The 24,540-nt window shown below is 60.9% G+C and carries 20 protein-coding genes; 18 read left to right on the top strand and 2 right to left on the bottom strand.

Annotation, left to right across the window (positions count from 1 at the left end; translation table 11 throughout):
- The first annotated feature begins 56 nt into the window (after window positions 1-56).
- Both BLS51_RS08075 and BLS51_RS08080 read left to right on the top strand, forming a co-directional pair.
- Window positions 57-1,322: a sensor histidine kinase gene (locus tag BLS51_RS08075; RefSeq protein ID WP_090181791.1), complete on the top strand. Its 1,266-nt coding sequence runs from the start codon at window positions 57-59 to the stop codon at window positions 1,320-1,322.
- Window positions 1,323-1,325: 3 nt separating this feature from the next.
- Window positions 1,326-2,333: a response regulator gene (locus BLS51_RS08080; RefSeq protein WP_090181788.1), complete on the top strand. Its 1,008-nt coding sequence runs from the start codon at window positions 1,326-1,328 to the stop codon at window positions 2,331-2,333.
- 7 nt (window positions 2,334-2,340) lie between these two features.
- Here BLS51_RS08080 and BLS51_RS08085 read toward each other — a convergent pair whose 3' ends face one another.
- On the bottom strand, window positions 2,341-4,875 hold the full coding sequence (locus tag BLS51_RS08085; protein ID WP_090181785.1) for an ABC transporter permease: 2,535 nt from the start codon (window positions 4,873-4,875) through the stop codon (window positions 2,341-2,343).
- Window positions 4,876-5,883: an adenosine deaminase gene (locus tag BLS51_RS08090; RefSeq protein WP_090181783.1), complete on the bottom strand. Its 1,008-nt coding sequence runs from the start codon at window positions 5,881-5,883 to the stop codon at window positions 4,876-4,878. It abuts the gene before it with no gap.
- 395 nt (window positions 5,884-6,278) lie between these two features.
- On the opposite strand from BLS51_RS08090, the gene BLS51_RS08095 reads away from it, so the two are divergent.
- The 16 genes from BLS51_RS08095 (at window position 6,279) to BLS51_RS08170 (ending at window position 24,452) form a co-directional block, all read left to right on the top strand.
- Window positions 6,279-8,201: a PrkA family serine protein kinase gene (locus BLS51_RS08095; protein WP_090182228.1), complete on the top strand. Its 1,923-nt coding sequence runs from the start codon at window positions 6,279-6,281 to the stop codon at window positions 8,199-8,201.
- Between the two features lie 66 nt (window positions 8,202-8,267).
- Entirely contained in the window at window positions 8,268-9,536 is a 1,269-nt protein-coding gene (locus tag BLS51_RS08100) for a YeaH/YhbH family protein (RefSeq protein ID WP_090181780.1), read from the top strand.
- Complete coding sequence (locus BLS51_RS08105) at window positions 9,533-11,074, top strand: SpoVR family protein (RefSeq protein WP_090181778.1); 1,542 nt, start codon at window positions 9,533-9,535, stop codon at window positions 11,072-11,074. The genes BLS51_RS08100 and BLS51_RS08105 overlap by 4 nt, the downstream gene beginning before the upstream one ends.
- 517 nt (window positions 11,075-11,591) lie before the next feature.
- Window positions 11,592-12,254: an energy transducer TonB gene (locus tag BLS51_RS08110; protein ID WP_090181775.1), complete on the top strand. Its 663-nt coding sequence runs from the start codon at window positions 11,592-11,594 to the stop codon at window positions 12,252-12,254.
- Between the two features lie 84 nt (window positions 12,255-12,338).
- On the top strand, window positions 12,339-13,250 hold the full coding sequence (locus BLS51_RS08115) for a MotA/TolQ/ExbB proton channel family protein (RefSeq protein WP_229207511.1): 912 nt from the start codon (window positions 12,339-12,341) through the stop codon (window positions 13,248-13,250).
- A gap of 6 nt (window positions 13,251-13,256) precedes the next feature.
- On the top strand, window positions 13,257-13,685 hold the full coding sequence (locus BLS51_RS08120) for an ExbD/TolR family protein (RefSeq protein WP_090181773.1): 429 nt from the start codon (window positions 13,257-13,259) through the stop codon (window positions 13,683-13,685).
- Between the two features lie 58 nt (window positions 13,686-13,743).
- Window positions 13,744-14,172, top strand: coding sequence for an ExbD/TolR family protein (locus BLS51_RS08125; RefSeq protein WP_175472537.1), 429 nt, complete (start codon window positions 13,744-13,746; stop codon window positions 14,170-14,172).
- A gap of 71 nt (window positions 14,173-14,243) precedes the next feature.
- Window positions 14,244-15,467 carry a tetratricopeptide repeat protein gene (locus tag BLS51_RS08130; RefSeq protein ID WP_229207510.1) on the top strand — a complete coding sequence of 408 codons (1,224 nt, stop codon included), beginning with the start codon at window positions 14,244-14,246 and terminating at the stop codon, window positions 15,465-15,467.
- Window positions 15,468-15,583: 116 nt separating this feature from the next.
- A complete protein-coding gene (locus BLS51_RS08135; protein ID WP_090181767.1) occupies window positions 15,584-16,540 on the top strand; it encodes a bifunctional riboflavin kinase/FAD synthetase in 957 nt (318 codons plus the stop codon).
- Between the two features lie 62 nt (window positions 16,541-16,602).
- Entirely contained in the window at window positions 16,603-19,470 is a 2,868-nt protein-coding gene (gene ileS, locus BLS51_RS08140) for an isoleucine--tRNA ligase (RefSeq protein ID WP_090181764.1), read from the top strand.
- Window positions 19,471-19,526: 56 nt separating this feature from the next.
- Window positions 19,527-20,030, top strand: a complete 504-nt coding sequence (lspA, locus tag BLS51_RS08145; RefSeq protein WP_090181762.1) for a signal peptidase II — start codon at window positions 19,527-19,529, stop codon at window positions 20,028-20,030.
- Window positions 20,031-20,045: 15 nt separating this feature from the next.
- Window positions 20,046-21,269: a bifunctional phosphopantothenoylcysteine decarboxylase/phosphopantothenate--cysteine ligase CoaBC gene (gene coaBC, locus BLS51_RS08150; RefSeq protein ID WP_175472545.1), complete on the top strand. Its 1,224-nt coding sequence runs from the start codon at window positions 20,046-20,048 to the stop codon at window positions 21,267-21,269.
- Entirely contained in the window at window positions 21,270-21,719 is a 450-nt protein-coding gene (dut, locus tag BLS51_RS08155; RefSeq protein WP_090181759.1) for a dUTP diphosphatase, read from the top strand.
- A 21-nt stretch (window positions 21,720-21,740) separates the two neighbouring features.
- Window positions 21,741-22,835, top strand: coding sequence for a M48 family metallopeptidase (locus tag BLS51_RS08160; protein WP_090181758.1), 1,095 nt, complete (start codon window positions 21,741-21,743; stop codon window positions 22,833-22,835).
- Between the two features lie 16 nt (window positions 22,836-22,851).
- Window positions 22,852-23,247: a surface-adhesin E family protein gene (locus BLS51_RS08165; protein WP_090181756.1), complete on the top strand. Its 396-nt coding sequence runs from the start codon at window positions 22,852-22,854 to the stop codon at window positions 23,245-23,247.
- Window positions 23,248-23,429: 182 nt separating this feature from the next.
- Window positions 23,430-24,452: an XdhC family protein gene (locus tag BLS51_RS08170; protein WP_090181755.1), complete on the top strand. Its 1,023-nt coding sequence runs from the start codon at window positions 23,430-23,432 to the stop codon at window positions 24,450-24,452.
- Window positions 24,453-24,540: the final 88 nt, after the last annotated feature.

Below are 24,540 nucleotides of genomic sequence, written 5' to 3' on the forward strand. Positions count from 1 at the left end.
AGAACACGTTGTAAATTAAGGCGATGATGGCAACTTGATAAAAATCAAACGTCACCATGAGGCTCCCGCCGCACGAACCCTGGAAGCGCTGGCAGCACGGACTGGTCCAGTCGCTGCTGCAATACCACGGCCGCGAAGACCATGCGACCGTGCGCGTGCTGCTGCTGGCCTGCATCGGCACGGTGGGCATGCCGCTGTACTACGTGATCTGGCAGCATTTCTTCCCGCAGGAATACGAGTCGCTGCCGCTACGCCTGGTCGGCATCCTGCTGTGCGCGCTCGGCCTGTTCGCGCGCCAGTTCAGCCGCCAGATGCTCAATCTGTACCTGCTGGTCGCGCTCAGCTACATCTTCCCGTTCTTCTTCACTTTCATGTTCCTGATGAACCACGCCTCGGGTGTGTGGAGTGAATCGCTGCTGATTGGGCTGGTGGTGCTGTTCCACTTCGATACCGGCCTGGCGCTGCGCGCCTATGCCATCGGCACCGCGCTGGCCTGCGTGGCGGCGGTGGCGATGGGCGCCGGCGACATGCTGTCCAGCCGCGCGGCGCTGCAGCAGTTGCCGATCCACTGGTTCACCATCGCTGTGCTGTCGGTGGCCAAGATCAGCCGCCACGTGCTGGCGCAGGAAAAGCTGGCCGGCATGGGCGCCGGTCTGGCCACGGTGGCACACGAACTGCGCACGCCGCTCACCAGTGTTGACGCCAATGTGCGCGGCCTGCTGCGCAAGATGGCCGACGCCCAGGGCCAGAGCGCGGAGGATCGCCTGACCATCATCGACGCGCTGGCGCGCATCCAGTTCGAGGTGCGCCACATGAACCACATGATCGATCTGTTCCTGCTGAGCGCCACGGCGGTGCGGCAAAACCTTCGTCCGGTAGAGACGGTGTCGATGGAGACGGTAGTGGAGGCAGTGCTGAAGCGCTATCCCTTCGTCAGCACCAAGCAGCAAAAGATGGTCAAGCTGGAAATGCGCCACAACTTCCAGTTCGCCGGACAGACCGAACTGGCGGTGGTGGTGCTGCTCAACCTGTTGCGCAATGCGCTGCGCGCCGTGCAGCGCGCCGGCAAGGGGCGCGTGCGCATTGTCATTGATGGCGGCCATCAGCCGCCACGACTGCTGTTCATCGACACCGGCTGCGGCATTGCGGCGTCGCAGTTGTCGATGATCTTCCAGCGTTTCTACTCGCATCCGCCACACAACGGCGCCGGCATCGGGCTGGCGCTGTGCAAGGAGATCATGGACGCGTGGCGCGCCCATATCCGTTGCGTATCGCGCGAGAGCGCCTACGCCATTTTCATTCTTGAATTCCCCTTGAGGTGAATCATGCATCTACCCGTCTACGCCCATCCGACGCTGACCGTGCTGGTCGACGACAGCGATTCATTTTTGCGCAGCTTGTCGTTCCAGCTCGATCCCATGCTGGCCAACAAAACCTTCCACGACACCACCGAGGCACTGCACTGGCTGCGCGCCAGCGCACCGGACAGCGCGGTGCCGCTGCATGTCAATTTCGACATGCAGAACCTGCCGGCCGATCAATGCAATGTGGCGCTCGATCTGGAGCGCATCTACCGCATCGCCGAGCAGCGCGAGCGTTTCGCCACGCCATCGGTGCTGGTGGTGGATTACTCGATGCCGCAAATGAATGGGCTGGAATTCTGCGCAGCGGTGGCGCACCTGCCGTGCAAGAAGATCCTGTTCACCGGCGCGGCTGACGAGAAGGTCGCGGTCAGCGCCTTCAACCGGGGCCTGATCGACCGCTACATCAAGAAGAGCGACGACCATGCGCTGGATATTCTGGAGATGGAAATCGCCACCATGCAGGACTGCTACTTCGACAGCCGTTCCGACATATTGCGCGAGATGGTGGCGCTGCACGATTACCGCTTCCTGACCGATGCGGCGCTGGCGGAAGTGGTGCGGGAACTCAAACGTTCACTGGGCTTTGTCGAGCACTACATCTTCCCCAATCCCACTGGTGTGCTGTTCCTCGACCAGCATGGCAAAGCCACGTTGATGGCGATCGAAACCGAGCAAAGCATGCAGTCGCAGTATGAGATCGCGCGCGACAGCGAGGCGCCGCGCTCGCTGCTGCGCGCCTTGCTGGAGCGGCGCGTGCTGACTTTCTTCAGCGCGCCTTTCGGTGATGGCATGTACAGCAGCGGCATGGCAGAGAACTGGCACCGCTACAGCGCGGCGCCGCACATCTGCCACGGCAAGGAAACATATTACTGGGCGCTGTTCGACCTGCCCGGCCACTACTTCGATCAGCGCCCCTATGCCTACGCGCAGTTCGTCCAGGCGCAGCAACCGATATCCGCAGCCGCCTGACAGGCGATCAGGCTTCGCGCAGTGTTTGCAGCGGTGGCTGGCGCAGCACGTTGCGCAGTCCCAGCCAGCCACCGGCGATGGCGCACACGGCGCCGGCCACAAGACCGACCAGCCACACGGCAGGACTGAACTCCCAGGCAAACTTGAACTGGTAGGTGGCCAGCGCCCAGCCCATGGCCGCCGCGCCGGTCGCCGCGAGCACGCCGGACAGCGCGCCGACCAGCGTAAATTCGATCAGCTGCGCCTGCGACAGCTGCTTGCGCGTGGCGCCCAGTGCGCGCAACAGGCCCGCTTCACGTGTGCGCTCGTCCTGGGAACCCATCAGCGCCGCATACAGCACCAGCACACCGGAAGCCAGCGTGAAGATGAACAGGAACTCCACCGCCGTAATTACCTGGTCCAGCACTGCCTGCACCTGGCGCAGGATGCCGCCAACATCGACGATGGTCAGGTTCGGATAATCACGCGTCAGCGCGTTCATCACCGCGCCCTGCCCTTGCGGCAGGTGGAAGGCGGTGATCCAGCTTTGCGAGATATCGGTCATCGCTGCCGGGTTGATGATGGCGAAGAAGTTGACCCGCATCGAGCCCCAATCCAGCTTGCGGATGCTGGTGATGGTGACATCCACCGGCGAACCAGCGATATCGAAACGCAGCTTGTCGCCCAGCTTCCAGCGCAACGTCTTGGCTATGCCCTCTTCCACCGACACTTCAGGGGAGCCTGGCTTGTCCTCGAACCATTTGCCGTCGACGATCTTGTTCCCGGCCTGCATCTGCGCCATGGTCGACAGGTTGAACTCGCGGTCGGCGAGGCCGCGCGCACGGTCCTCGGTATAGGTTTCGGCGGTGACTGGCTGGCCATTCACCTGCGTCAGGCGGCCGCGTATCATCGGGTACTGCGGCGCGTAATCAACGTTCGCCGCCTTCAGCCGCCTGGCGATATCCGCGCCCTGCTCCGGCTGGATGTTGATGATGAAGCGGTTTGGCGCATCAGCCGGCGTGGCGTTGCGCCAGGCGGTCATCAGGTCGCCGCGCACCACGGTCAGCACCAGCAGCGCCATCATGCCCAGCGCCAGCGACACCACCTGCACAATCGTGGCGCCGGGGCGGCGCTGCAGCGACGTCACCGCGAAGCGCCAACTTTGATGGTCGATGGCACCGCGCAGCGAACGCAGCGAGCGCAGTCCCAGCCAGGCCACCAGGCCGAACACCGCGAACGCGCCAAAGAAACCGAGCGCCGTGTACAGCGCCATTTTCGGATCGCCGGCCTGCCACAGCAGCAGCGCGACAAAGCCGGCCATGCCGATGCCGTAAGTGGCCAGCGCGCTGGCTTTCGGCGGCTCCTGTTCGCGGCGGATCACGCGGTTGTGTGGCACCTTGCGCAGTTGCAGTATCGGCGGCAGCGCGAAGGCGGCCAGTAGCAGGATGCCGATCGCCATGCCTTGCAGTGCCGGGAAGATGGTTGGCGGCGGCAGCTCTGCCGATACCAGCGAACCCAGCACCTCCAGCAGCACATAGTGCGCGCCAAAGCCGACTGCTACGCCGAGTGCGCTGCCAACCACGCCGACCAGCAGGAATTCGATCAGGTACATGGCGGTGACCTGGTTCTGCGTCAGGCCCAGGCAGCGCAGCATGGCGCAGGCGTCCAGGTGGCGCTGCATGAAGCGGCGCGCCGCCATCGCCACGGCCACCGCCGCCAGCATCGCCGACAGCAGGCCGACCAGTGACAGGAAGCGGTCGGCGCGTTCCAGCGTGGTTTCCATTTCAGGGCGGCCATCCAGCGATTCCACGCGCACGCCCTTGATATTGTTGTTCTTGATTTGCGCCTTCAGCCATTCTTCGTAATCCTTGGCGGCCTGGGCGCCATTCTTCAGCGACGGCGGCGCGCCGATCAGCATGCGGTAGTTGACGCGCGAGCCGGGCTGGATCAGGTTGGTGGCTTCCAGATCCGCCAGCGCGAACATCACGCGCGGCGCGAAGGCCAGGAAGTTGGCGCCACGATCCGGCTCCGCCGCGATCAGTTGCGTGATGGTGAATTTTTTGTCGCCCAGCTGGATCTGCTGGCCGACGCGGGTATCCAGGCTGCCCAGCAAGCCCGGCTCCACCCACACGGTGCCGGGTGCGGGCACGCTGCTGGCAGCGGCGCCGATGCTCTGCTCCGCCTGCGCCGCATCGGTGGTGGTCTTGACCTTGCCACGCAGCGGGTAGCCGGGGCCGACCGCTTTCAGTGCCGACAATACCGATGTCGATTGCTCGCCCTCGCCCGCCTGCGCCATGCTGGGGAAGCTGATGGTGTCGGTCACCACCAGGCCGCGCTGCACGGTTTGCGCGCGCCAGTCGGCGCGCACCGGCAAGTCGGCGCTGACCACCACGTCGGCGCCCAGTAGCTGGTGCGCGTCGCGATCCAGACCGCTGCGCAGGCGGTCGATGAAGAAGCCGGTGGCGGACAAGGCGGCCACCGCCACCGTCAGCGCGATCAGCAGAAAGCGCAGTTGGCCGGCGCGCCAGTCGCGCGCCGTCATGTTGAGGGCGAGTTTGAACATTTAAACCTTGGCGAAAAACGCGTCTACTTCGTCGATGAATTTTTGCTTCTGTTCAGCCGGCAGGAAGGCCGCTGAGAAGCCGTTGCGCGCCAGCCGCTGCGCGTGCGACAAGCCCAATGGCAGCGCTTCGAACGTGGCGATGAAATTGTCGTTCATGTAGCCGCCGAAATAGGCCGGGTCGTCCGAGTTGACGGTGGCGACGATGCCGGCGTCCAGCAGCTCCAGCAGGTTATGCTGATCCATCTTGTCGAACACGCACAGCTTGATGTTGGACAGCGGGCACACCGTCAGCGCCATCTGCTCGCGCACCAGGCGCTCGGTCAGCGCCTGGTCCTCCAGGCAGCGCACGCCGTGGTCGATGCGCTCGACCTTCAGCGTATCCAGCGCGGTGTAGATGTAGGCTGGCGGGCCTTCTTCGCCAGCGTGCGCCACCAGGTGCAATCCCAATTCGCGGCTGCGGGCAAACACGCGCGCGAACTTCTCCGGCGGGTTGCCGACTTCCGAGGAATCCAGGCCAACGCCGATGAACTTGTCGCGGTACGGCAGCGCCGCCTCCAGCGTGGCGATCGCGTCTTCTTCCGACAGATGGCGCAGGAAGCACAGGATCAGCGTGGCGCTGACCGGGCTGTCCTGGCAGGCGCGGTAGATGCCATTGATGATGACATCCATCGGCACGCCACGGTGCGTATGCGTTTGCGGATCGAAGAAGATTTCCGTGTGACGCACATTGTCTTCTTCGGCGCGCTTCAGGTAAGCGGCGGTCATGTCATAGAAATCCTGCTCCTTCAGCAGTACGCTGGCGCCAGCGTAGTAAATGTCGAGGAAGGATTGCAGGTCGGTGAAGGCATACGCCGCGCGCAGCGCTTCCACCGATGCGTAAGCCAGCTTGACGCCGTTACGTTCGGCCAGCGCGAAGATCAGTTCCGGCTCCAGCGAGCCTTCGATGTGGATGTGCAGCTCGGCTTTCGGCATCTGCTGCAAAACACGGCGTAATTGATCGTTCAACATAGTGATTTTTCCTGTTACTTGGGTGACTTGATGAGGCATCTTATCTCATGCGGCGGATAGCGTGTCAGCACATCTTCGCAAGGCGTGTTACTGTGGTGTTTAAGGACTATAAAACAAGTTACAAAAGGGTATTAACGATATGACGACATACCTTTTGACTTCCTTCACCAATAGCGCAATAATCAATTTCATAGACGTAAGAAGCGTTACGACCAACACATAAAGCCGCCATCCGGCCATAAAGCCAGCTCAAAGGTACGGGCAATCCGCGCCACCCAAGGAAGCTGACCACAAGAAAAATAAGACAGAGAGGAATTATACGAACCAGAGCCAGGGCAGGCGAACTGCCGGTGACTCGTGACATGCAGGTTTTCATCATTAAAGGACATTCAAACATGACCATTTTTGACAACTACGCCGCACGATACGAACGGACCAAAGAAGAAGAGATGTCCATGAAGGAATATCTCGAACTTTGCAAGAAAGACCGGCTTACCTACGCCAGCGCTGCCGAGCGCATGCTGGCAGCGATTGGCGAACCCACCCTGATCGACACGCGCAACGACACCCGGCTGTCGCGCATCTTCGCCAACAAGGTCATCAAGATTTATCCGGCTTTCCGTGAGTTCTACGGCACCGAGGAAGTAATCGAGCAGGTGGTCTCTTATTTCCGTCACGCGGCGCAGGGGCTGGAGGAACGCAAGCAGATCCTGTATCTGCTGGGTCCGGTTGGCGGCGGCAAATCGTCGATCGCGGAAAAGCTGAAGTCGCTGATGGAACATGTGCCCTTCTATTGCCTGAAGGGTTCGCCGGTCAACGAGTCGCCGCTGGGCCTGTTCAACGAGGACGAGGATGGCACCATTCTCGAAGAGGACTACGGCATCCCGCGCCGCTACCTGCGCAATATTCCGTCGCCATGGGCGGTCAAGCGTCTGCACGAATTCAACGGCGATATCAACCAGTTCCGCGTGGTCAAGCGCTACCCTTCCGTGCTGAAGCAGATCGGCATTTCCAAGACCGAGCCGGGCGACGAAAACAACCAGGATATTTCCTCGCTGGTCGGCAAGGTCGACATCCGCAAGCTGGAAGATTATTCGCAGGACGATCCGGACGCGTACAGCTACTCCGGCGGACTGTGCCTGGCCAACCAGGGCCTGATGGAATTCGTCGAGATGTTCAAGGCGCCGATCAAGGTGCTGCACCCATTGCTGACCGCCACGCAGGAAGGCAACTACAAGGGCACCGAAGGCTTCGGCGCGATTCCGTTTGACGGCGTGGTACTGGCGCACTCGAATGAGTCCGAGTGGAAAACCTTCAAGAACAACCGCAACAACGAGGCCTTCCTCGACCGTATTTACATCGTCAAGGTGCCGTACTGCCTGCGCGTCACCGACGAGATCAAGATTTACGACAAGCTGCTGTTCAACTCGTCGCTGTCGAGCGCGCCTTGCGCGCCAGGCACCTTGCGCATGATGGCGCAGTTCGCCATCCTGTCGCGGCTGAAAGATCCGGAGAACTCCAGCATCTTCAGCAAGATGCTGGTCTACGATGGCGACAATCTGAAGGACACCGATCCCAAGGCCAAGTCGATCCACGAATATGTCGACTATGCCGGCGTGGATGAGGGCATGAACGGGCTGTCGACGCGCTTCGCCTTCAAGATCCTGTCCAAGGTGTTCAACTTCGACAATACCGAGGTGGCAGCCAATCCGGTGCACCTGCTGTATGTGCTGGAGCAGCAGGTTGAGCGCGAGCAGTTCCCGCCTGAGCTGGAGCAGAAATACTTCTCGTATATCAAGGAGCACCTGGCGCAGCGCTATGTCGAGTTCATCGGCAAGGAAATTCAGACGGCCTATCTGGAATCGTATTCCGAGTACGGCCAGAATATCTTCGACCGCTACGTCACCTTTGCCGACTTCTGGATACAGGATCAGGAATACCGCGATCCGGATACCGGCGAGAGCTTCGACCGCGAGTCGCTGAACAACGAGCTGGAGAAAATCGAGAAGCCGGCCGGGATTTCCAATCCCAAGGACTTCCGCAACGAGATCGTCAACTTCGGCTTGCGCGCGCGCGCCAACAACGGCGGCAAGAATCCGGCGTGGACCAGCTATGAGAAGTTCCGCACCGTGATCGAGAAGAAGATGTTCTCCAATACGGAAGAACTGCTGCCAGTGATTTCCTTCAACGCCAAGGCCAGCGCGGAGGACGCCAACAAGCACGCCGACTTTGTCGCGCGCATGGTGGAGAAAGGCTATACGGCCAAGCAGGTACGCTTGCTGTGCGAATGGTATCTGCGCGTGAGGAAGTCGTCCTAAGCAGCATCCGCGCGCCGCTTGTGCAGGCGCGGCGCGCCGCCGACCAATAGCAGCAGGAGGCATCTTTTGACTTACCTCATCGACCGACGTTTGCAGGGCAAGAACAAGTCCGCAGTCAACCGCGAGCGTTTCTTGCGGCGCTACAAGTCGCAGATCAAGGACGCGGTGGGCCGCGCCATCAAGGGCCGCTCCATCACCGACGTTGAGAACGGCGAAAAAGTCTCCATCCCGGTCAAGGATGTGAGCGAGCCCTCGTTTGGCCACGCCCACGGCGGCATCTGGGAAGTGGTCAATCCCGGCAACCAGGAATACCAGAAAGGCGACCAGATCAACCGCCCCAAAGGCGGTGGCGGCGCCGGCCGCGGCAAGGCTGGCAATAGCGACCAGCTGACCGAAGACGACTTCATCTTCGAGCTGTCGCGCGAAGAATTCATGAACTACTTCTTCGAAGACCTGGAACTGCCGCACATGGTCAAGACGCAATTGACCGCCAGCACCGATTTCAAGAACCAGCGCGCCGGCTACAATATGTCCGGCACGCCATCGAACATCCACGTGCTGCGCTCGCTGCGGGGCGCGCTGGGCCGGCGCATCGCCGTTGGCGGCGGCTCGCGCAAGCGCGTCAGCGTAGCCGAGCAGGAACTGGAAGCACTGCTGCTGGACGGCGTGCCGCTACAGGACCCGCGCGTGGTCGAGCTGAAAAAACTGATCCACCACCTGCACACGCGGCTGCTGGCCATCCCCTTCATCGATCCCTTCGACCTGCGCTACACCAACCGCATCAAGGTGCCGAAGCCGATGACGCAGGCGGTGATGTTCTGCATCATGGACGTTTCCGGCTCGATGGACGAAACGCGCAAGGACACCGCCAAGCGCTTCTTCATCCTGCTCTACCTGTTCCTCAAGCGCGTGTACGACAAGATCGATGTGGTCTTCATCCGCCACCACACGGCTGCGGCCGAGGTGGACGAGGAGGAATTCTTCCACTCGCGCGAATCGGGCGGCACGGTGGTATCGTCGGCGCTGCACCTGCTGGACAAGATCATCGACGAGCGCTACGGCGCCGGCAGCTACAACTCCTACGTGGCGCAAGCGTCCGACGGCGACAACTGGGACAACGACTCGGTGCTGTGCCGCCAGTTGCTGGTCAACACCATCATGCCCAAGGTGCAGTACTACACCTATGTCGAGATCACCGACGGCCCGCCGCAAAACCTGTGGGAACAATATTCGCAGGTGCCGGACCACCATCCGCACTTCGCCATGCAGAAGATAGTGACGCCGGCCGATATCTATCCGGTATTCCGTGAACTGTTCAAGAAGCAGCCGAAATGAACGACATGACCACGCCCAAGCCGAAACACCCGAACGCGCTGCCGCAACAATCCGAATGGACGTTCGAGCTGATCGAGCAGATACACCAGGAAATCCGCCGTGTGGCCGAAGGCTTCGGGCTGGATACTTATCCGAACCAGCTGGAAATCATCACTGCCGAGCAGATGATGGATGCCTACACCTCGGTCGGCATGCCGGTGTCGTACAACCACTGGTCGTTCGGCAAGCACTTCCTCAGCACCGAGAAGGGCTACAAGCGCGGGCAGATGGGGCTGGCCTACGAAATCGTCATCAACTCCAATCCCTGCATCGCCTACCTGATGGAGGAGAACAGCCTGACCATGCAGTCGCTGGTCATCGCCCACGCTGCCTACGGACACAACTCCTTCTTCAAGGGTAACTACCTGTTCCGCACCTGGACCGACGCCGACGCCATTGTCGACTACATGGTCTTCGCCAAGAACTACATCGCCGAATGCGAGCAGCGCCACGGCATCGATGCGGTCGAGCTGCTGCTGGATTCCTGCCACGCGATCCAGAACTACGGCGTCGACCGCTACAAGCGGCCGGCCAAGCTGTCGCTGATGGAAGAACGCGCCCGGCAGAAGGAACGTGAGGCCTATGTGCAATCGCAGCTCAACGACCTGTGGCGCACCTTGCCGCGCCGCGAGGAAGAGGAAACCGCCAAGGCAGTCAAGCGCTTCCCGGTCGAGCCGGAAGAAAACCTGCTGTACTTCATCGAGAAGTATGCGCCGCTGCTGGAACCATGGCAGCGCGAGATGGTGCGGATAGTACGCAAGATCTCTCAGTATTTCTACCCACAGCGCCAGACCCAGGTGATGAACGAGGGCTGGGCTACCTTTTGGCATTACACCATCCTCAACCAGTTGTACGATGAGGGTGTGATCGGCGACGGCTTCATGATGGAGTTCCTGAAGAGCCATACCAATGTGGTCTACCAGCCGCCGGTCAACAGCCCCTACTACAGCGGCATCAATCCGTATGCGCTGGGCTTTGCGATGATGACCGACATCCGCCGCATCTGCGAGCATCCGACCGACGAAGACCGCGAATGGTTCCCCGACATCGCCGGCAGCGACTGGCGCAAGACGCTGGACTTCGCCATGCGCAATTTCAAGGACGAGAGCTTTATCGCCCAGTATCTGTCGCCCAAGCTGATACGCGAGTTCCACTTCTTCGCCGTGCTCGACGACGACGACAACGAGAAGCTGAATGTCTCCGCCATCCACGATGACAGCGGTTATCGATACGTGCGCCAGCAGCTTGCAGAACAATATAATCTGGGCAACCGTGAGCCCAACATCCAGGTATGGTCGGTCAACACCCAGGACGACCGCGCGCTGACCTTGCGCCATACCCAGTTCCAGCGCCGCCCGCTGAACCAGCAGGCCGGTGAGGTGCTGAAGCATGTTGCACGCTTATGGGGCTTCGACGTCCACCTGGAAACGGTGGGGCCGAGCGGCGAAGTTGTCAGTTCCCTGGAAGTCAAACGGGAGAAACGCGGCCGGAATTCCTGACCAACTAATATATAAGGCTTTTTTTGCGCCGTGTGCTTCGGGCACGGCTCTTGCAAGAGTCCGAACCGGGGTCAGTGACGGCGCACTGATCCCGGTTTTTTTTACGGGATGCATGGCACGGCAGGGAAGTCAATGTTTTTCTGAGGCTGCTTGTATAGGAGTGCTCGCAAGAATTTCATGAAAGAAACTTTAGCGGCCAAATTATCAACTGCGCGTAGTAAAGCTACGCTGATAAAATTCCGTTTTTGGCCTTAAGGGAAAACTAAGTAACGTCGTGGTGCGTGAGCGCCCAAAAATGCGCCGAAGAGACTTGCAAGTTGAGCCAGAACGGTGCAAAGGGAGCGCTACCATATAGGAAAACCCTATGAAATTTAACCGGTTTTAGGGATGAAAATTCTATGTAAAATCAAGAATTCGTATGTATAATTCGCCGACGTCCCGGATGCGGCTGTTGTTTTGTGTCGCCATTTTGGGGTTTAAGTAGCACCAAAGAGAGTTGGTATTGGAGAAAGCAGGCATGAATTTCACGCACAACGAGAAAAGCACCGGGAAGAACTTTACAGGCATAACGATTGTCGTTTTGTTGCACTTGCTGGTCGCTTATGGGATCGTGACGGGCTTGGGAACACGTCTGGTGCATAAGATGATCGCACCAGTGGAGACCAAGATCATCGAGGAGGTCAAACCTCCTCCACCGAAAGAGCTCCCACCACCGCCACCACCGCCAGAGATGAAGGCACCACCACCGCCATTCATCCCGCCAGTTGAGGTGAACGTGCAGCAGCCGCCACCACCACAAAACGTGATCGCTAACGCGACCAACGTTAAACCGGCAACCACCGAGATCCAGAAGGCGCCGCCAGCTCCGCCGGCAGCACCTCCAGGCCCTCCGAAGACCGGTGTGCGTACTGCGGCAGTCGTCGACTTCAGCACTTGCGCCAAGCCGGAATGGCCGAAGTCGTCGCTGCGTAATGAGGAAACCGGCACTGTGCAGCTGTCCTTCCTGATCGCAGCCGATGGCCGCGTTGCCGAAGGTAAAGTAGTTAAGTCGAGTGGTTTCAGGGATCTCGACAAAGCTGCGGTTGCTGGTATTACGAAGTGCCGGTTCAAACCGGCGACGGAAGATGGCGTACCAAGAGAAGGCTGGCAGCAGATGCAATACGTCTGGACGCTGGAGTAAAACCGAGACAAATCACCGTCTCAATTAGTAATTTTCGTTGTCATTACGCCAGCGATCTGATTATTTTATCAATTTGGAGGAAGCATGTTTAAGAATACCCGTTTGTCCGCTGTACTGGCCGCTGTGCTGTTCTCGGTGACCGCAGCAACCGCCCTGGTGAGCGCTCCTGCCTTCGCGCAAGAGCAAGCCTCGGCACCTGCTGCAGCCCCAGCAGCTGATGCAGCAGCGCCAGCGCCAGCAGCAGATGCGGCAGCAGCACCTGCAGCCGACGCTGCAGCTCCAGCAGCGCCAGCAGCTCACGGTGCAGAAGAAGTGGAAAACCCATACGGCTTCAAAGCAGTGTGGGATGCAGGTTTCGTATCGCGCGCTACCCTGATCATTCTGTCGCTGATGTCGATGGGTTCGTGGTACATCATCATCACCAAACTGATCGACCAGACCAAGATCTTCAAACAGTCGAAAGAAACTTCGGCCAAGTTCTGGAAAGCTTCGTCGATCGCTGCTGGTTCGGCTACCCTGACCGAAGGCTCGCCATTCCGCTTCATCGCTGAAACCGGCACCAAGGCTACCCAGCACCACGACGGCGCCCTGCTGGAACAAATCGACCTGTCGACCTGGGTCACCATGTCGATCCAGCGCGCTGTGGACAAAGTTCAATCGCGTCTGCAAGACGGCCTGTCGTTCCTGGCAACCGTTGGTTCGACCTCGCCGTTCATCGGTCTGTTCGGTACCGTTTGGGGTATTTACAATGCACTGATCGCCATCGGCATGTCGGGTAACGCATCGATCGACAAAGTGGCAGGTCCGGTGGGTGAAGCGCTGATCATGACCGCTTTCGGTCTGTTCGTGGCAGTTCCAGCCGTTCTGGGTTACAACTGGCTGGTACGTCGTAACAAGTCGGCAATGGAAGACGTACGTGCTTTCTCGGCTGACGTTCACTCGGTGCTGATCTCGGGCGCAATGTCGACCGCTACCGGCTCCAAAAAAGTAGGCTAATTAACCATGTCCATGTCCGTAGGCTCCGATAGCGGAGACGAAGATCAAGTCATGTCAGAAATCAACACGACGCCCCTGGTGGACATCATGTTGGTTCTGCTGATTATCTTCCTGATCACGAGCCCGGTTGTTCTGAAGCTGATCAAGATCCAGCTGCCAGAAGAAACCAACCAGGTTATTCAGACCAAACCGGAAGACGTGAACATTGTCGTGAGCAAAGATGGCGACATCTACTGGAATCAGCGGAAGATGCGCGATGCGAACGAACTGTTCGACAATCTGAAGGTGGAAGCTGTTAAATTGCCTCAGCCGGAAGTACACGTACGTGGTGACCAAGAAACCAAGTACGAATCGATCGGCAAGGTTATTTACACTACCCAGCGTGCTGGTATTCAGAAGGTCGGCTTCATCACCGAACCGCCTGATAAGGGTTAATTCCCACAGTGCATTGCAGGCCTGAAGTCCGGGCCTGCCCTTCTTAAAAGGAAACATCATGAGTATGAATGTCGGCTCCCCATCCGCAGGCGCGGATCCGGAACCAATGATGGAAATGAATATGACGCCCCTCATCGACGTGATGCTGGTGCTGATTATCATGATGATCATTACGATTCCTAAAGCCAATCACTCGGTCAACCTGAACATGCCGGTCGGTACCCCGCCGCCGCCAACCAAGGAACCAGTGGTCGTGACGATTGACGTTGACTTCGACGGTACGATTCTGTGGGATAACGTGGTTGTACCTGACCGCGGCACCCTGGAAGCGAAACTGACCGATGTCGCCGCGCAAGCGGATCAGCCGGAAGTGCATCTGCGTCCGAACAAGCTGGTCTCGTACAAAGTCGTCGCAGGCGTGATGGCTTCGGCCCAGCGTCTGGGCGTGACCAAAATTGGTCTGGTCGGTAACGAACAGTTCCAGTAATTAGTCCCATGTACAATAATAGGCAGGACCATTCCTGCCTATTTGCTTTTTTGAAGAAAGAAAACTCACCCATGACCAAGTTTCGTCTCGCTCATCTCGGCCTGGTAATGGCCGCTATTGGTTTTACTGCAGCAGCCCCCATCGCAGGTTTCTCGTCGGTCGCCTACGCAGCAGAAACGGTGCGCGCAGAAATCGGCAAACCATTGCAAGAAGCACAGAAACTGGCCGCGGCCGGCAAGAACAAGGAAGCACTTGCCAAACTGAAAGAAACCGACTCCGTCGGCGGCAAATCCGCCAACGAAACCTATTTGATCGAGCGCACCCGCGCTTCGGCAGCTGCTGCTGCCGGCGATAACGACGCTGCCGCCAAGGCCTTCGAATCGGTGATCAACTCCGGCAAGCTGTCGGCTGCCGAACAACCAAAATTCACCCAGGCCCTGGCCGGCATCTACTACCGCGCCAAGGACTATCCAAAAGCCATCACCTGGATTCAGCGCGCGCTGAAAGACAATCCAAACGACGGCCAGATGCGTGAACTGCTGATCCAGACCTACTACATCAGCGGCAAATACGCCGAAGCGGCCAAGGAACTGCAATCGTCGAAGAACGCTTCCGAGCAGTCGCTGCAGATGCTGGCCAATATCCAGCTGAAGCAGAACGACAAGGCCGGCTACGTGCAGACGCTGGAAAAGCTGGCGGGTTCGTATCCAAAGTCGAGCTACTGGGCTGACCTGCTGAACCGCGTTGCCGGCAAGCCAGGCTTCTCGTCGTCGCTGTCGCTGGACGTGCTGCGCCTGCGCCTGGCCAACGGCCTGCTGACCAAGCCAGCCGAATACATGGAAATGGCCCAGCTGTCGCTGCAGGCTAACAACCCGGCTGAAGCGATCAAGATCATCGACCAGGGCTACAAGAAAGGCGCACTGGGCACCGGTTCCGACGCTGCCCGTCACCAGCGCCTGAAAGACCTGGCCGCCAAGACCCAGACCGAGTTCGACGCCAAAGCCGCCACCGTGGAAGCCGAAGCTGTCAAAGCCAAGGATGCCGACGCGCTGGCCAACCTGGGCTACGGCCTGGTATCGGCTGGCAAGGCTGACAAGGGCCTGCCGCTGATGGACCAGGCAGTCAAGCTGGGCACCGGCCGCAATCCTGAAGCGATCAAGCTGCACTACGGCATCGCTCAAAGCGTCGCTGGCAAGAAAGCTGCTGCGCTGGCGACCCTGAAAACCGTTAAAGGCACCGACGGCACCGCCGATCTGGCCCGCTACTGGACGCTGAACATTAACCACCCGATGTAATTCGGGCAGGTCAATGCGCAAAGCGCTGTCCCGGCCCCGCCGGACAGCGCTTTTTTTTCGCTTTGAGGGATTCCCCGTATAATCTCTTATTTGCGACAAGTTTTTCCCAGATTCCCATGAAGGTATTTCGAGGTCTTCCCAATGCAGCGGCACGTGCGCCCTGCGCGCTCACGATCGGCAACTTCGACGGCGTCCACCTCGGCCACCAGGCCTTGCTGGCCCGCGTGCGCGCCGCCGCCACCGGCCTGGGACTGGAAGCAGCCGTGATGACCTTCGAACCGCATCCGCGCGAATTCTTCGCCCGCAAGGCCGGCGACCTGTCGCGCGCACCAGCACGCATCGCCAACCTGCGCGACAAGCTGCAATCGCTGTCCGACAACGGCATCGACCGCGTCATCGTCGAACACTTCTCCGATTCCTTCGCCGCGCTGACGCCGCAGGAATTCACGGAAAAAGTGCTGGTCGAAGGCCTGCACGTCAAATGGCTGATGGTCGGCGACGACTTCTGCTACGGCGCCCGCCGCGCCGGCAATGTGCAGATGCTGCTGGACGCCGGCCAGAAATACGGCTTCCACGTCGAGACGCTGCCGACCGTGATGAATGGCAGCACCCGCATCTCCTCCTCCGCCGTGCGCGCCGCGCTGGCCGAGGGCGATTTCCCGCACGCCGAAGCGCTGCTGGGCCACCCGTACGCCATCTCCGGCCATGTGATCCACGGCCAGAAGCTGGGCCGCACACTGGGCTTCCCGACGCTGAACCTGCGCGTGCCGCACCGCCCGGCGCTGTCCGGCATCTTCATCGTGCAGGTGCACGGCCTGGGCGAACAGCCCTTGCCGGCAGTCGCCAGCCTGGGCGTGCGCCCGACCGTCGACGACAGCGGCCGCGTGCTGCTGGAAGTGCACGTGTTCGACTTCGCGCAGCACTGCTACGGCAAGCAGGTGCGCGTCGAATTCCTGCAAAAGATCCGCGACGAGGAAAAATACGTCGACCTGCCGACGCTGACGGCCGCCATCCACCGCGACGCCGACATCGCCCGCAGCTTCTTCGCCAAGCGCGCCACCGACCGAATTTGACCGCGCGATCAGCTACGAGCGCCGGCTACACAGACACCCGAATAAATCACTGAACGCATACCATGTCCGAAAACAAACCAGCAAAGAAGCCAGAGAGTAAATACCCGGTCAACATGACCGACACCCCGTTCCCGATGCGCGGCGATATGGCCAAGCGCGAGCCGAACTGGGTCCAGCAATGGCAGACCAAGAAAATCTACGAGCGCGTGCGCAAGGCCGCCGCCGGCCGTCCTAAATTCATCCTGCACGACGGTCCGCCGTACGCCAACGGCGACATCCACATCGGCCACGCCGTCAACAAGATCCTGAAGGATATGGTGGTCAAGGCGCGCACCTTCGCCGGCTACGACGCACCTTACGTGCCGGGCTGGGATTGCCACGGCATGCCGATCGAGATCCAGATCGAAAAACAGTACGGCAAGAACCTGCCGACCGGCGAAGTGCTGACCAAGGCGCGCGCCTACGCTTACGAGCAGGTCGACCGCCAGCGCAAGGACTTCATCCGCCTGGGCGTGCTGGGCGAATGGCAGAACCCTTACCTGACCATGAACTTCTCCAACGAGGCCGACGAACTGCGCGCGCTCGGCAAGCTGCTGGAAAAAGGCTATGTGTATCGCGGCCTGAAGCCGGTCAACTGGTGCTTCGACTGCCAGTCGGCGCTGGCCGAAGCGGAAGTGGAGTACAAGGACAAGCGCGATCCAGCCATCGACGTCGGCTTCAAGTTCACCGAATTCGACAAGCTGGCCAAGGCTTTCAATCTGCCTGAGCTGCCGACCGAAAACGGCTTCATCGTCATCTGGACCACGACGCCATGGACCATCCCGTCCAACCAGGCGCTGAACGTGCACCCGGAAGTCATCTACTCGCTGGTGCAAACCGAGCGTGATGGCCAGCCGCTGCTGCTGATCCTGGCGCAAGACCTGGTGGAAGCCTCGCTGGCGCGCTTCAAGCTGGAAGGCACCACCATCGCCACCGCCCACGGCGCCGCCTTCGACGGCATCAGCTTCCGTCACCCGCTGCACGCCGCCGATCCGTTCTACGACCGCCTGTCGCCGGTCTACATGGCCGATTACGTCACCACCGACAGCGGCACCGGCGTGGTCCACTCGGCCCCTGCCTACGGCCTGGACGACTTTATCTCCTGCCGCGCGCACGGCATGAAGGACGCCAACATCCTGACCCCGGTGATGGGCGACGGTAAATACGCCTCGACGCTGCCGCTGTTCGGCGGCCTGACCATCTGGGAAGCGTCGAAGCCAATCTGCAACGCGCTGAAAGAAGCCGGCGCCTTGTTCGAACTGAAGATGTTCGACCACAGCTATATGCACTGCTGGCGCCACAAATCGCCGATCATCTACCGCGCCACCTCGCAGTGGTTTGCCGGCATGGATGTGAAGCCGAAAGACGGCGGCCACACACTGCGCGAAACCGCGCTGCAAGGCATCGAAGCGACGCAGTTCTTCCCGGACTGGGGCAAGGCGCGCCTGCACGGCATGATCGCCAACCGTCCTGACTGGACCCTGTCGCGCCAGCGCCAGTGGGGCGTGCCGATGGCCTTCATCGTTCACAAGGAGACCGGCGCGCTGCACCCACGCACGCCCGAGCTGCTGGAACAAGTGGCGCAGCTGATCGAAAAGGGCGGCATCGACGCCTGGCAGGCGCTTGACCTGCAAGACCTGCTCGGCGACGAAGCAGCGCAATACGAGAAGAACAAGGACACGCTGGACGTCTGGTTCGACTCCGGCACCACCCACCAGACGGTGCTGCGCGGCTCGCACAAGGAACAATCCGCGTTCCCGGCCGACCTGTACCTGGAAGGCTCGGACCAGCACCGCGGCTGGTTCCACTCGTCGCTGCTGACCTCCTCGATGCTGAACGGCGCCCCGCCGTACAAGGCGCTGCTGACCCACGGCTTCGTGGTCGATGGCGAAGGCAAGAAGATGTCCAAATCGATCGGCAACACGGTCGCGCCGCAAGACGTCTGGAACAAGCTGGGCGCCGACATGCTGCGCCTGTGGGTCGCATCGACCGACTACACCGGCGAGCTGTCGATCTCCGACGAGATCCTCAAGCGCGTCACCGAATCGTATCGCCGCATCCGCAACACACTGCGCTTCCTGCTGGCCAACCTGTCGGACTTCGATTACGCGAAAGACGCGGTGCCGGTGGCCGAGCTGCTGGAGATCGACCGTTACGCCATCGCCAACATGGCGCAGCTGCAAAAGGAAATCGAAGCGCACTACCTGCAGTACGAATTCCAGCCGGTGATGTCCAAGCTGCAGAACTACTGCTCGGAAGACCTGGGCGGCTTCTACCTCGACATCCTGAAGGACCGCCTGTACACCACCGGCGTGACGTCGGTGTCGCGCCGCTCGGCGCAGACCGCGCTGTACCACCTGACGCAAAGCCTGCTGCGCCTGATGGCGCCGGCGCTGTCCTTCACCGCCGAAGAAGCATGGGAAATCTTCGCCGGCGCCGAGGGCTGGAAAGCCAGCGACGAAACCATCTTCACGCAGACCTGGTGGCAACTGCCGGAACTGGCCGACAGCGAAGCCCTGCTGACCAGGTACAGCGCGCTGCGCACCGTGCGTACCGACGTCACCAAGCAACTGGAAGACTTGCGCACCTCGGGTGCGATCGGCTCCTCGCTGCAAGCGGAACTGAGCATCAAGGCCACCGGCGACAAGTTCAAGGTGCTGGCGAGCCTGGAGGATGACTTGAAGTTCATCTTCATCACCTCGCTGGCCTCGGTGACGGAAGTGGCCTCGGAAGCAGAAGAAGCGGTCAACGTGGCCGCATCCACCGCCGAGAAGTGCGAGCGCTGCTGGCACTACCGCGCCGACGTCGGTGCGCACGCGGACCACCCTACCCTGTGCGGCCGCTGCTACAGCAACCTGTTTGGTGCGGGCGAAAAACGCAAGTTCGCTTAATATACCGCCGGCGCTCCCGTGAGGGAGCGCCCCATGTTGACGCACATACCTGACCTATGGCCACCAAAAAAATCTTCCCGACCAAATCCTCGTCCAGCATCACGCCATGGCTGGGTATCGCCGCGCTGGTGATCCTGATCGACCAGCTGACCAAGATCACCATCAACAAGACCTTCCAGTACGGCGAAGAGAAAGTCATCACCTCCTTCTTCAACCTGGTGCTGGCGTATAACAAGGGCGCGGCCTTCAGCTTCCTCAGCAACAGTGGCGGCTGGCAGCGTTACTTCTTCACCGCCATCGGCATCGGCGCGGCGATCTTCATCATCTATCTGCTGAAAAAGCACAGCGGCCAGCGCATGTTCTCGTGGGCGCTGGCGCTGATCCTTGGCGGCGCGGTCGGCAACGTCATCGACCGCCTGCTGTACGGTCACGTGGTCGATTTCCTCGACTTCCATTGGCCAGGCCTTGGCCACTTCCCGGCGTTTAACGTGGCCGATTCGGCCATCTGTGTCGGCGCCGCCCTGTTCATCCTGGACGAACTGCGCCGGGTGAACAAATAACGGAGCTGCACCATGATGGAACTGACTGGTAAAAAAATCGTCCTCGGCCTTTCCGGCGGCGTGGCCTGCTACAAGGCGGCGGAACTGTGCCGCGCCTTCACCAAGGCTGGCGCCACCGTGCAAGTGGTGATGACCGAAGCGGCCACCCACTTCATCACGGCGGTCACCATGCAAGCCCTGTCGGGCCGCCCGGTGTACACCGACCAGTGGGACGCGCGCGTCAACAACAACATGGCCCACATCGACGTTACCCGCGATGCGGACGCCATCATCATCGCCCCCTGCTCGACGGACTTTATCCGCAAGCTGGCGCACGGCGCGTGCGACGACCTGCTGTCGACCATGTGCGTGGCGCGTCCACGCCATGTGCCGCTGCTGATCGCACCGGCCATGAACGTCGAGATGTGGCAGAACCCTGCCACCCAGCGCAACGTCGAACAGCTGCGCGAGGACGGCATCGTCATCTTCGGCCCGGCGGCCGGCGACCAGGCCTGCGGCGAAGTCGGTTTCGGCCGCATGCTGGAGCCGGAACAGCTGCTGGAAGAAGTGATTGCCGCCTTCCAGCCGAAAGTCCTGGCCGGCAAGCGCATCATGATTACCGCCGGCCCGACCTTCGAACCGATCGACCCGGTGCGCGGCATCACCAATCTGTCGTCGGGCAAGATGGGCTATGCCGTGGCGCGCGCCGCGCGCGAAGCCGGCGCCGAAGTGGTGCTGGTGTCCGGCCCGGTGACGCTGCCGGTGCCGTTCGGCGTGCAGCGCATCAGCGTGCAAAGCGCGCAGCAGATGTATGACGCGGTGATGGCCGATGTCGAACAGCAGCACATCTTCATCGCGGTGGCGGCAGTCGCTGACTGGCGCATCGCCAACGCCAGCGACCAGAAACTGAAAAAGAACCCGAACGGCACCGCGCCGGACCTGAAGTTCGAGCAGAACCCGGACATCCTGGCGTCGGTGGCTGCACGCACCAACCTGGCCGGCCATCCGTACTGCGTCGGCTTTGCCGCCGAATCGGAAAACCTGGTGCAGTTCGGCGCCGACAAGCGCGAGAAAAAAGGCATCCCTCTGCTAGTAGGGAATATCGGCCACCATACCTTCGGCCAGGATGACAACACCATCATCCTGTTCGACGAGAACGGCCACACCATTTTGCCGCGCGCCGACAAGCTGACACTGGCGCGCCAACTGATTTCCGAGATCTCCAAGCGGATCTCCCAACACTCCTTGTTCGCCAAATAAATGAAAACTGTAGATGTAAAAATTCTCGACCCGCGCATGAAAGACCAGCTGCCGGCGTATGCAACGCCTGGCTCGGCGGGCCTGGACCTGCGCGCCTGTATCGATGCGCCAATGGTGATCGAGGCCGGCCAGACCGTGCTGATTCCAACCGGCCTGGCGATCCACGTCGGCGATCCCGGCTACGCCGCCATGATCCTGCCGCGCAGCGGCATGGGCCACAAAAACGGCATCGTGCTGGGTAATCTGGTAGGCTTGATCGACTCCGACTATCAGGGCCAGTTGATGATCTCGACCTGGAACCGCGGCCACAGCGCCTTCACGCTGCAGCCGATGGATCGCCTGGCGCAGCTGATCATCGTGCCGGTGCTGCAGGTCGGCTTTAATGTAGTAGAAGAATTTAATGGCAGCGAACGGGGCACCGGTGGTTTCGGCAGCACCGGCAAACACTAAGAACGGAGACGGAGCGCAGGGATGAACAAGACGAATACATTTGGCACTTTATCCCTGGCGATGGCGGCAGCAGCTGCCACGCTGACCGGCTGCTCCACTTTCCAATCACAGCCGGCCGCGCCGGAGCCGGCGCCTTCGGTGGTCAGCACTGCAACCGAAGCCGCACCGCAGGTCACCGCCAAAATGGCCGCCGCGCGCCAGCAACTGAGCCAGGTGGTGGCGCTGCAGGATCGCCTGTATCGCGTCGCCGGCCCGCTGCTGATCAATAACGCGGACCTGTGCCGCACGCAGGCGCGCAACCTGCTCGGCTTCACCGCCAAGAACAAATACTCCTACCCTGGCGAATTCGGTGACGCCGCAGCGGCGGTGCTGAATTACAGCGACCGCCTGGAAGTCGCCACCGTGCTGGCGGGCAGCGGCGCAGCCCGCGCCGGCCTGCGCAAGGGCGACATCCTGATCGCTGCCGACGGCAAGCTGCTGCCGGTCGGCGCCAACGCGGAAACCGAAGCGGCTGCCGTTCTGGGCCCGTTGGTCAGCAACAACAAATTCCTCAACCTGACGGTGCAGCGCGGCGGCGCCAATCAGCAGCTGCGCGTGCCGGTCACGCGCGCCTGCGCCTTCAAGATCGACATCGGCAACGCCGACAACGTCAACGCCTATTCCGATGGTCAGCGCGTGATGATCACGCGCGGCATGGTCAACTTCGCGCAGAGCGACGAGGCCATCGCCTACGTGCTGGCCAAGGATATCGCCCACAATGTGCTGGGCCACGCGGCCACCACCAAGCAGGCTTACACGGTGGGCGGCATCATCGACAACCTGGTGGCGGTGCGTCCCGATCTGTCGATGCTGATCGGCACCGCCGGCGTCAAGCCGATGCCGCAGGAGCTGGATGCGGCGGCCGACAACCTGTCGCTGTACATGGTGGCCCGCGCCGGCTACAACGTGCAGGGCGCACGCGCCTTCTGGCAGCGCCTGGCCACCCAATATCCGGCCTCGGTGTTGAACGGCTATACTGCCAACCACCCGGCCGTGAGTTATCGCCTGAGCGTGATCGACAAGACCGTGTCCGCGATCCGAAGCAAGCAGGCCGCCAAGCAGCCGCTGGTCCCTTGATGACTGAGAGAGCGCCATGAACAAGTCCGGCCTGATTGCAATCGCACTGATGTTGACGGCCGGCTGGGCGCAGGCCGCAGTATGGCTGAAGGTGGGCGGCACCCGCAACGTCACCTATTACATGGACAAGGCCAGCGTCATCAAGACCGACAAGACGCGCAAGGCCTGGTCGATGCAAACCTTTACCCGCATGCAGAAGACGCCTGATGGCAAGCTGTATCGCTCGGTGAAAATGCTGCACGTGTACGCGTGCGAGGCGCACACCACTACCCTGCTGGCACAAGTCTACTACCCGGAAGCGATGGGCAAGGGCGAGCCGGTGGAGAATTACAAGTTCGAGAAATTCACCCCGGAAGACATCGTGCCCGACAGCGCCTTCGACAGCGTACTGCTTGCAGCCTGCAAGGACTAGTTGGGGAACTTAGTTGGGAAAGTTCGGGAATACCGTCGCCATCAACCATGTGAGACCGGCGCACAGCAGCACTGCACAAATCAGCACGATCAGTAAACGACCGAATTTGGGTGATCCGTCATCTTCCTTCTGAGGCATGTCCGATCCCTGCAAGGTTTAATGAGCCGTAGTATATTCCATTCATGGACTCTATCGACCTCGAAGTATTAAAAACCAGCGCCGCGTGGATCGCGGCGGGCCGCCGCTGTGAACTGATCACTGTCATCAAGACCTGGGGTTCCAGCCCGCGGCCGGTCGGCGCCACGCTGGCCATCTGCGAAGACGGCACGGTGGTCGGCTCGGTGTCGGGCGGCTGCATCGAGGACGACCTGATCGCGCGCGTGCGCGACCAGGGCATCAGCCGCGCCATCCCGGAAATCGTCAGCTACGGCATCACCGCCGATGAGGCGCACCGTTTCGGCCTGCCTTGCGGCGGCACCATCGAACTGTCGATTGAACCGCTGTCGCAACGCAGCCGTATCGGCGAACTGCTGGAGCGGCTGGAGCGCCATGAGCTGGTGCAGCGCCGTCTCGACCTGCGCAGCGGCGAGGTGGAGCTGTCCAAGGCGGCACCGGGCGCGCAGATGCAGGTCAGCGAGCAGGCGATGGTGACGCTGCACGGGCCACGCTGGCGGCTGCTGATTATCGGCGCAGGCCAGTTGTCGCGTTTCCTGTCGCAGATCGCGCTGGCGATGGACTACAGCGTGATTGTCTGCGATCCGCGCGAGGAATACCGCGCCGGCTGGCATGTCGACGGCGTGCAGCTGGTGCACGAGATGCCGGACGACGTGGTGCTGGCGATGAACCTCGACCGTCGCAGCGCGGTGGTCGCATTGACCCATGATCCCAAGCTGGATGACCTGGCGCTGATGGAGGCGCTGAAATCGGAAGCCTTCTACGTCGGTGCCATTGGTTCGCGGCTGAACAACAACAAGCGCCGCGAGCGGCTGCTGGAATTCGACCTGACGCCGGAACAGCTGGCGCGCCTGCACGGACCGATCGGCCTGTACATCGGCAGCAAGACACCGTCGGAAATCGCCATCTCCATCCTGGCCGAGATGACCGCCATCAAAAACGGCGTGCCCACCAACCTGATCGTGCCGCACGCCTCCGCTCCGACCAAACCAGGCGACGCGGCCTGCGTGGTGGAAAGCGGCGCCGTCTAGGCCGCCGGCGGGCAGTGCCAACGAATTCCAGCGCAAGAATCGGCTAGTACCGCGCGCACGGATACGCGACAATAGCGGACGGACGCGC

Source organism: Duganella sp. OV510, from assembly GCF_900100205.1.
Lineage (GTDB): Bacteria > Pseudomonadota > Gammaproteobacteria > Burkholderiales > Burkholderiaceae_D > Rugamonas.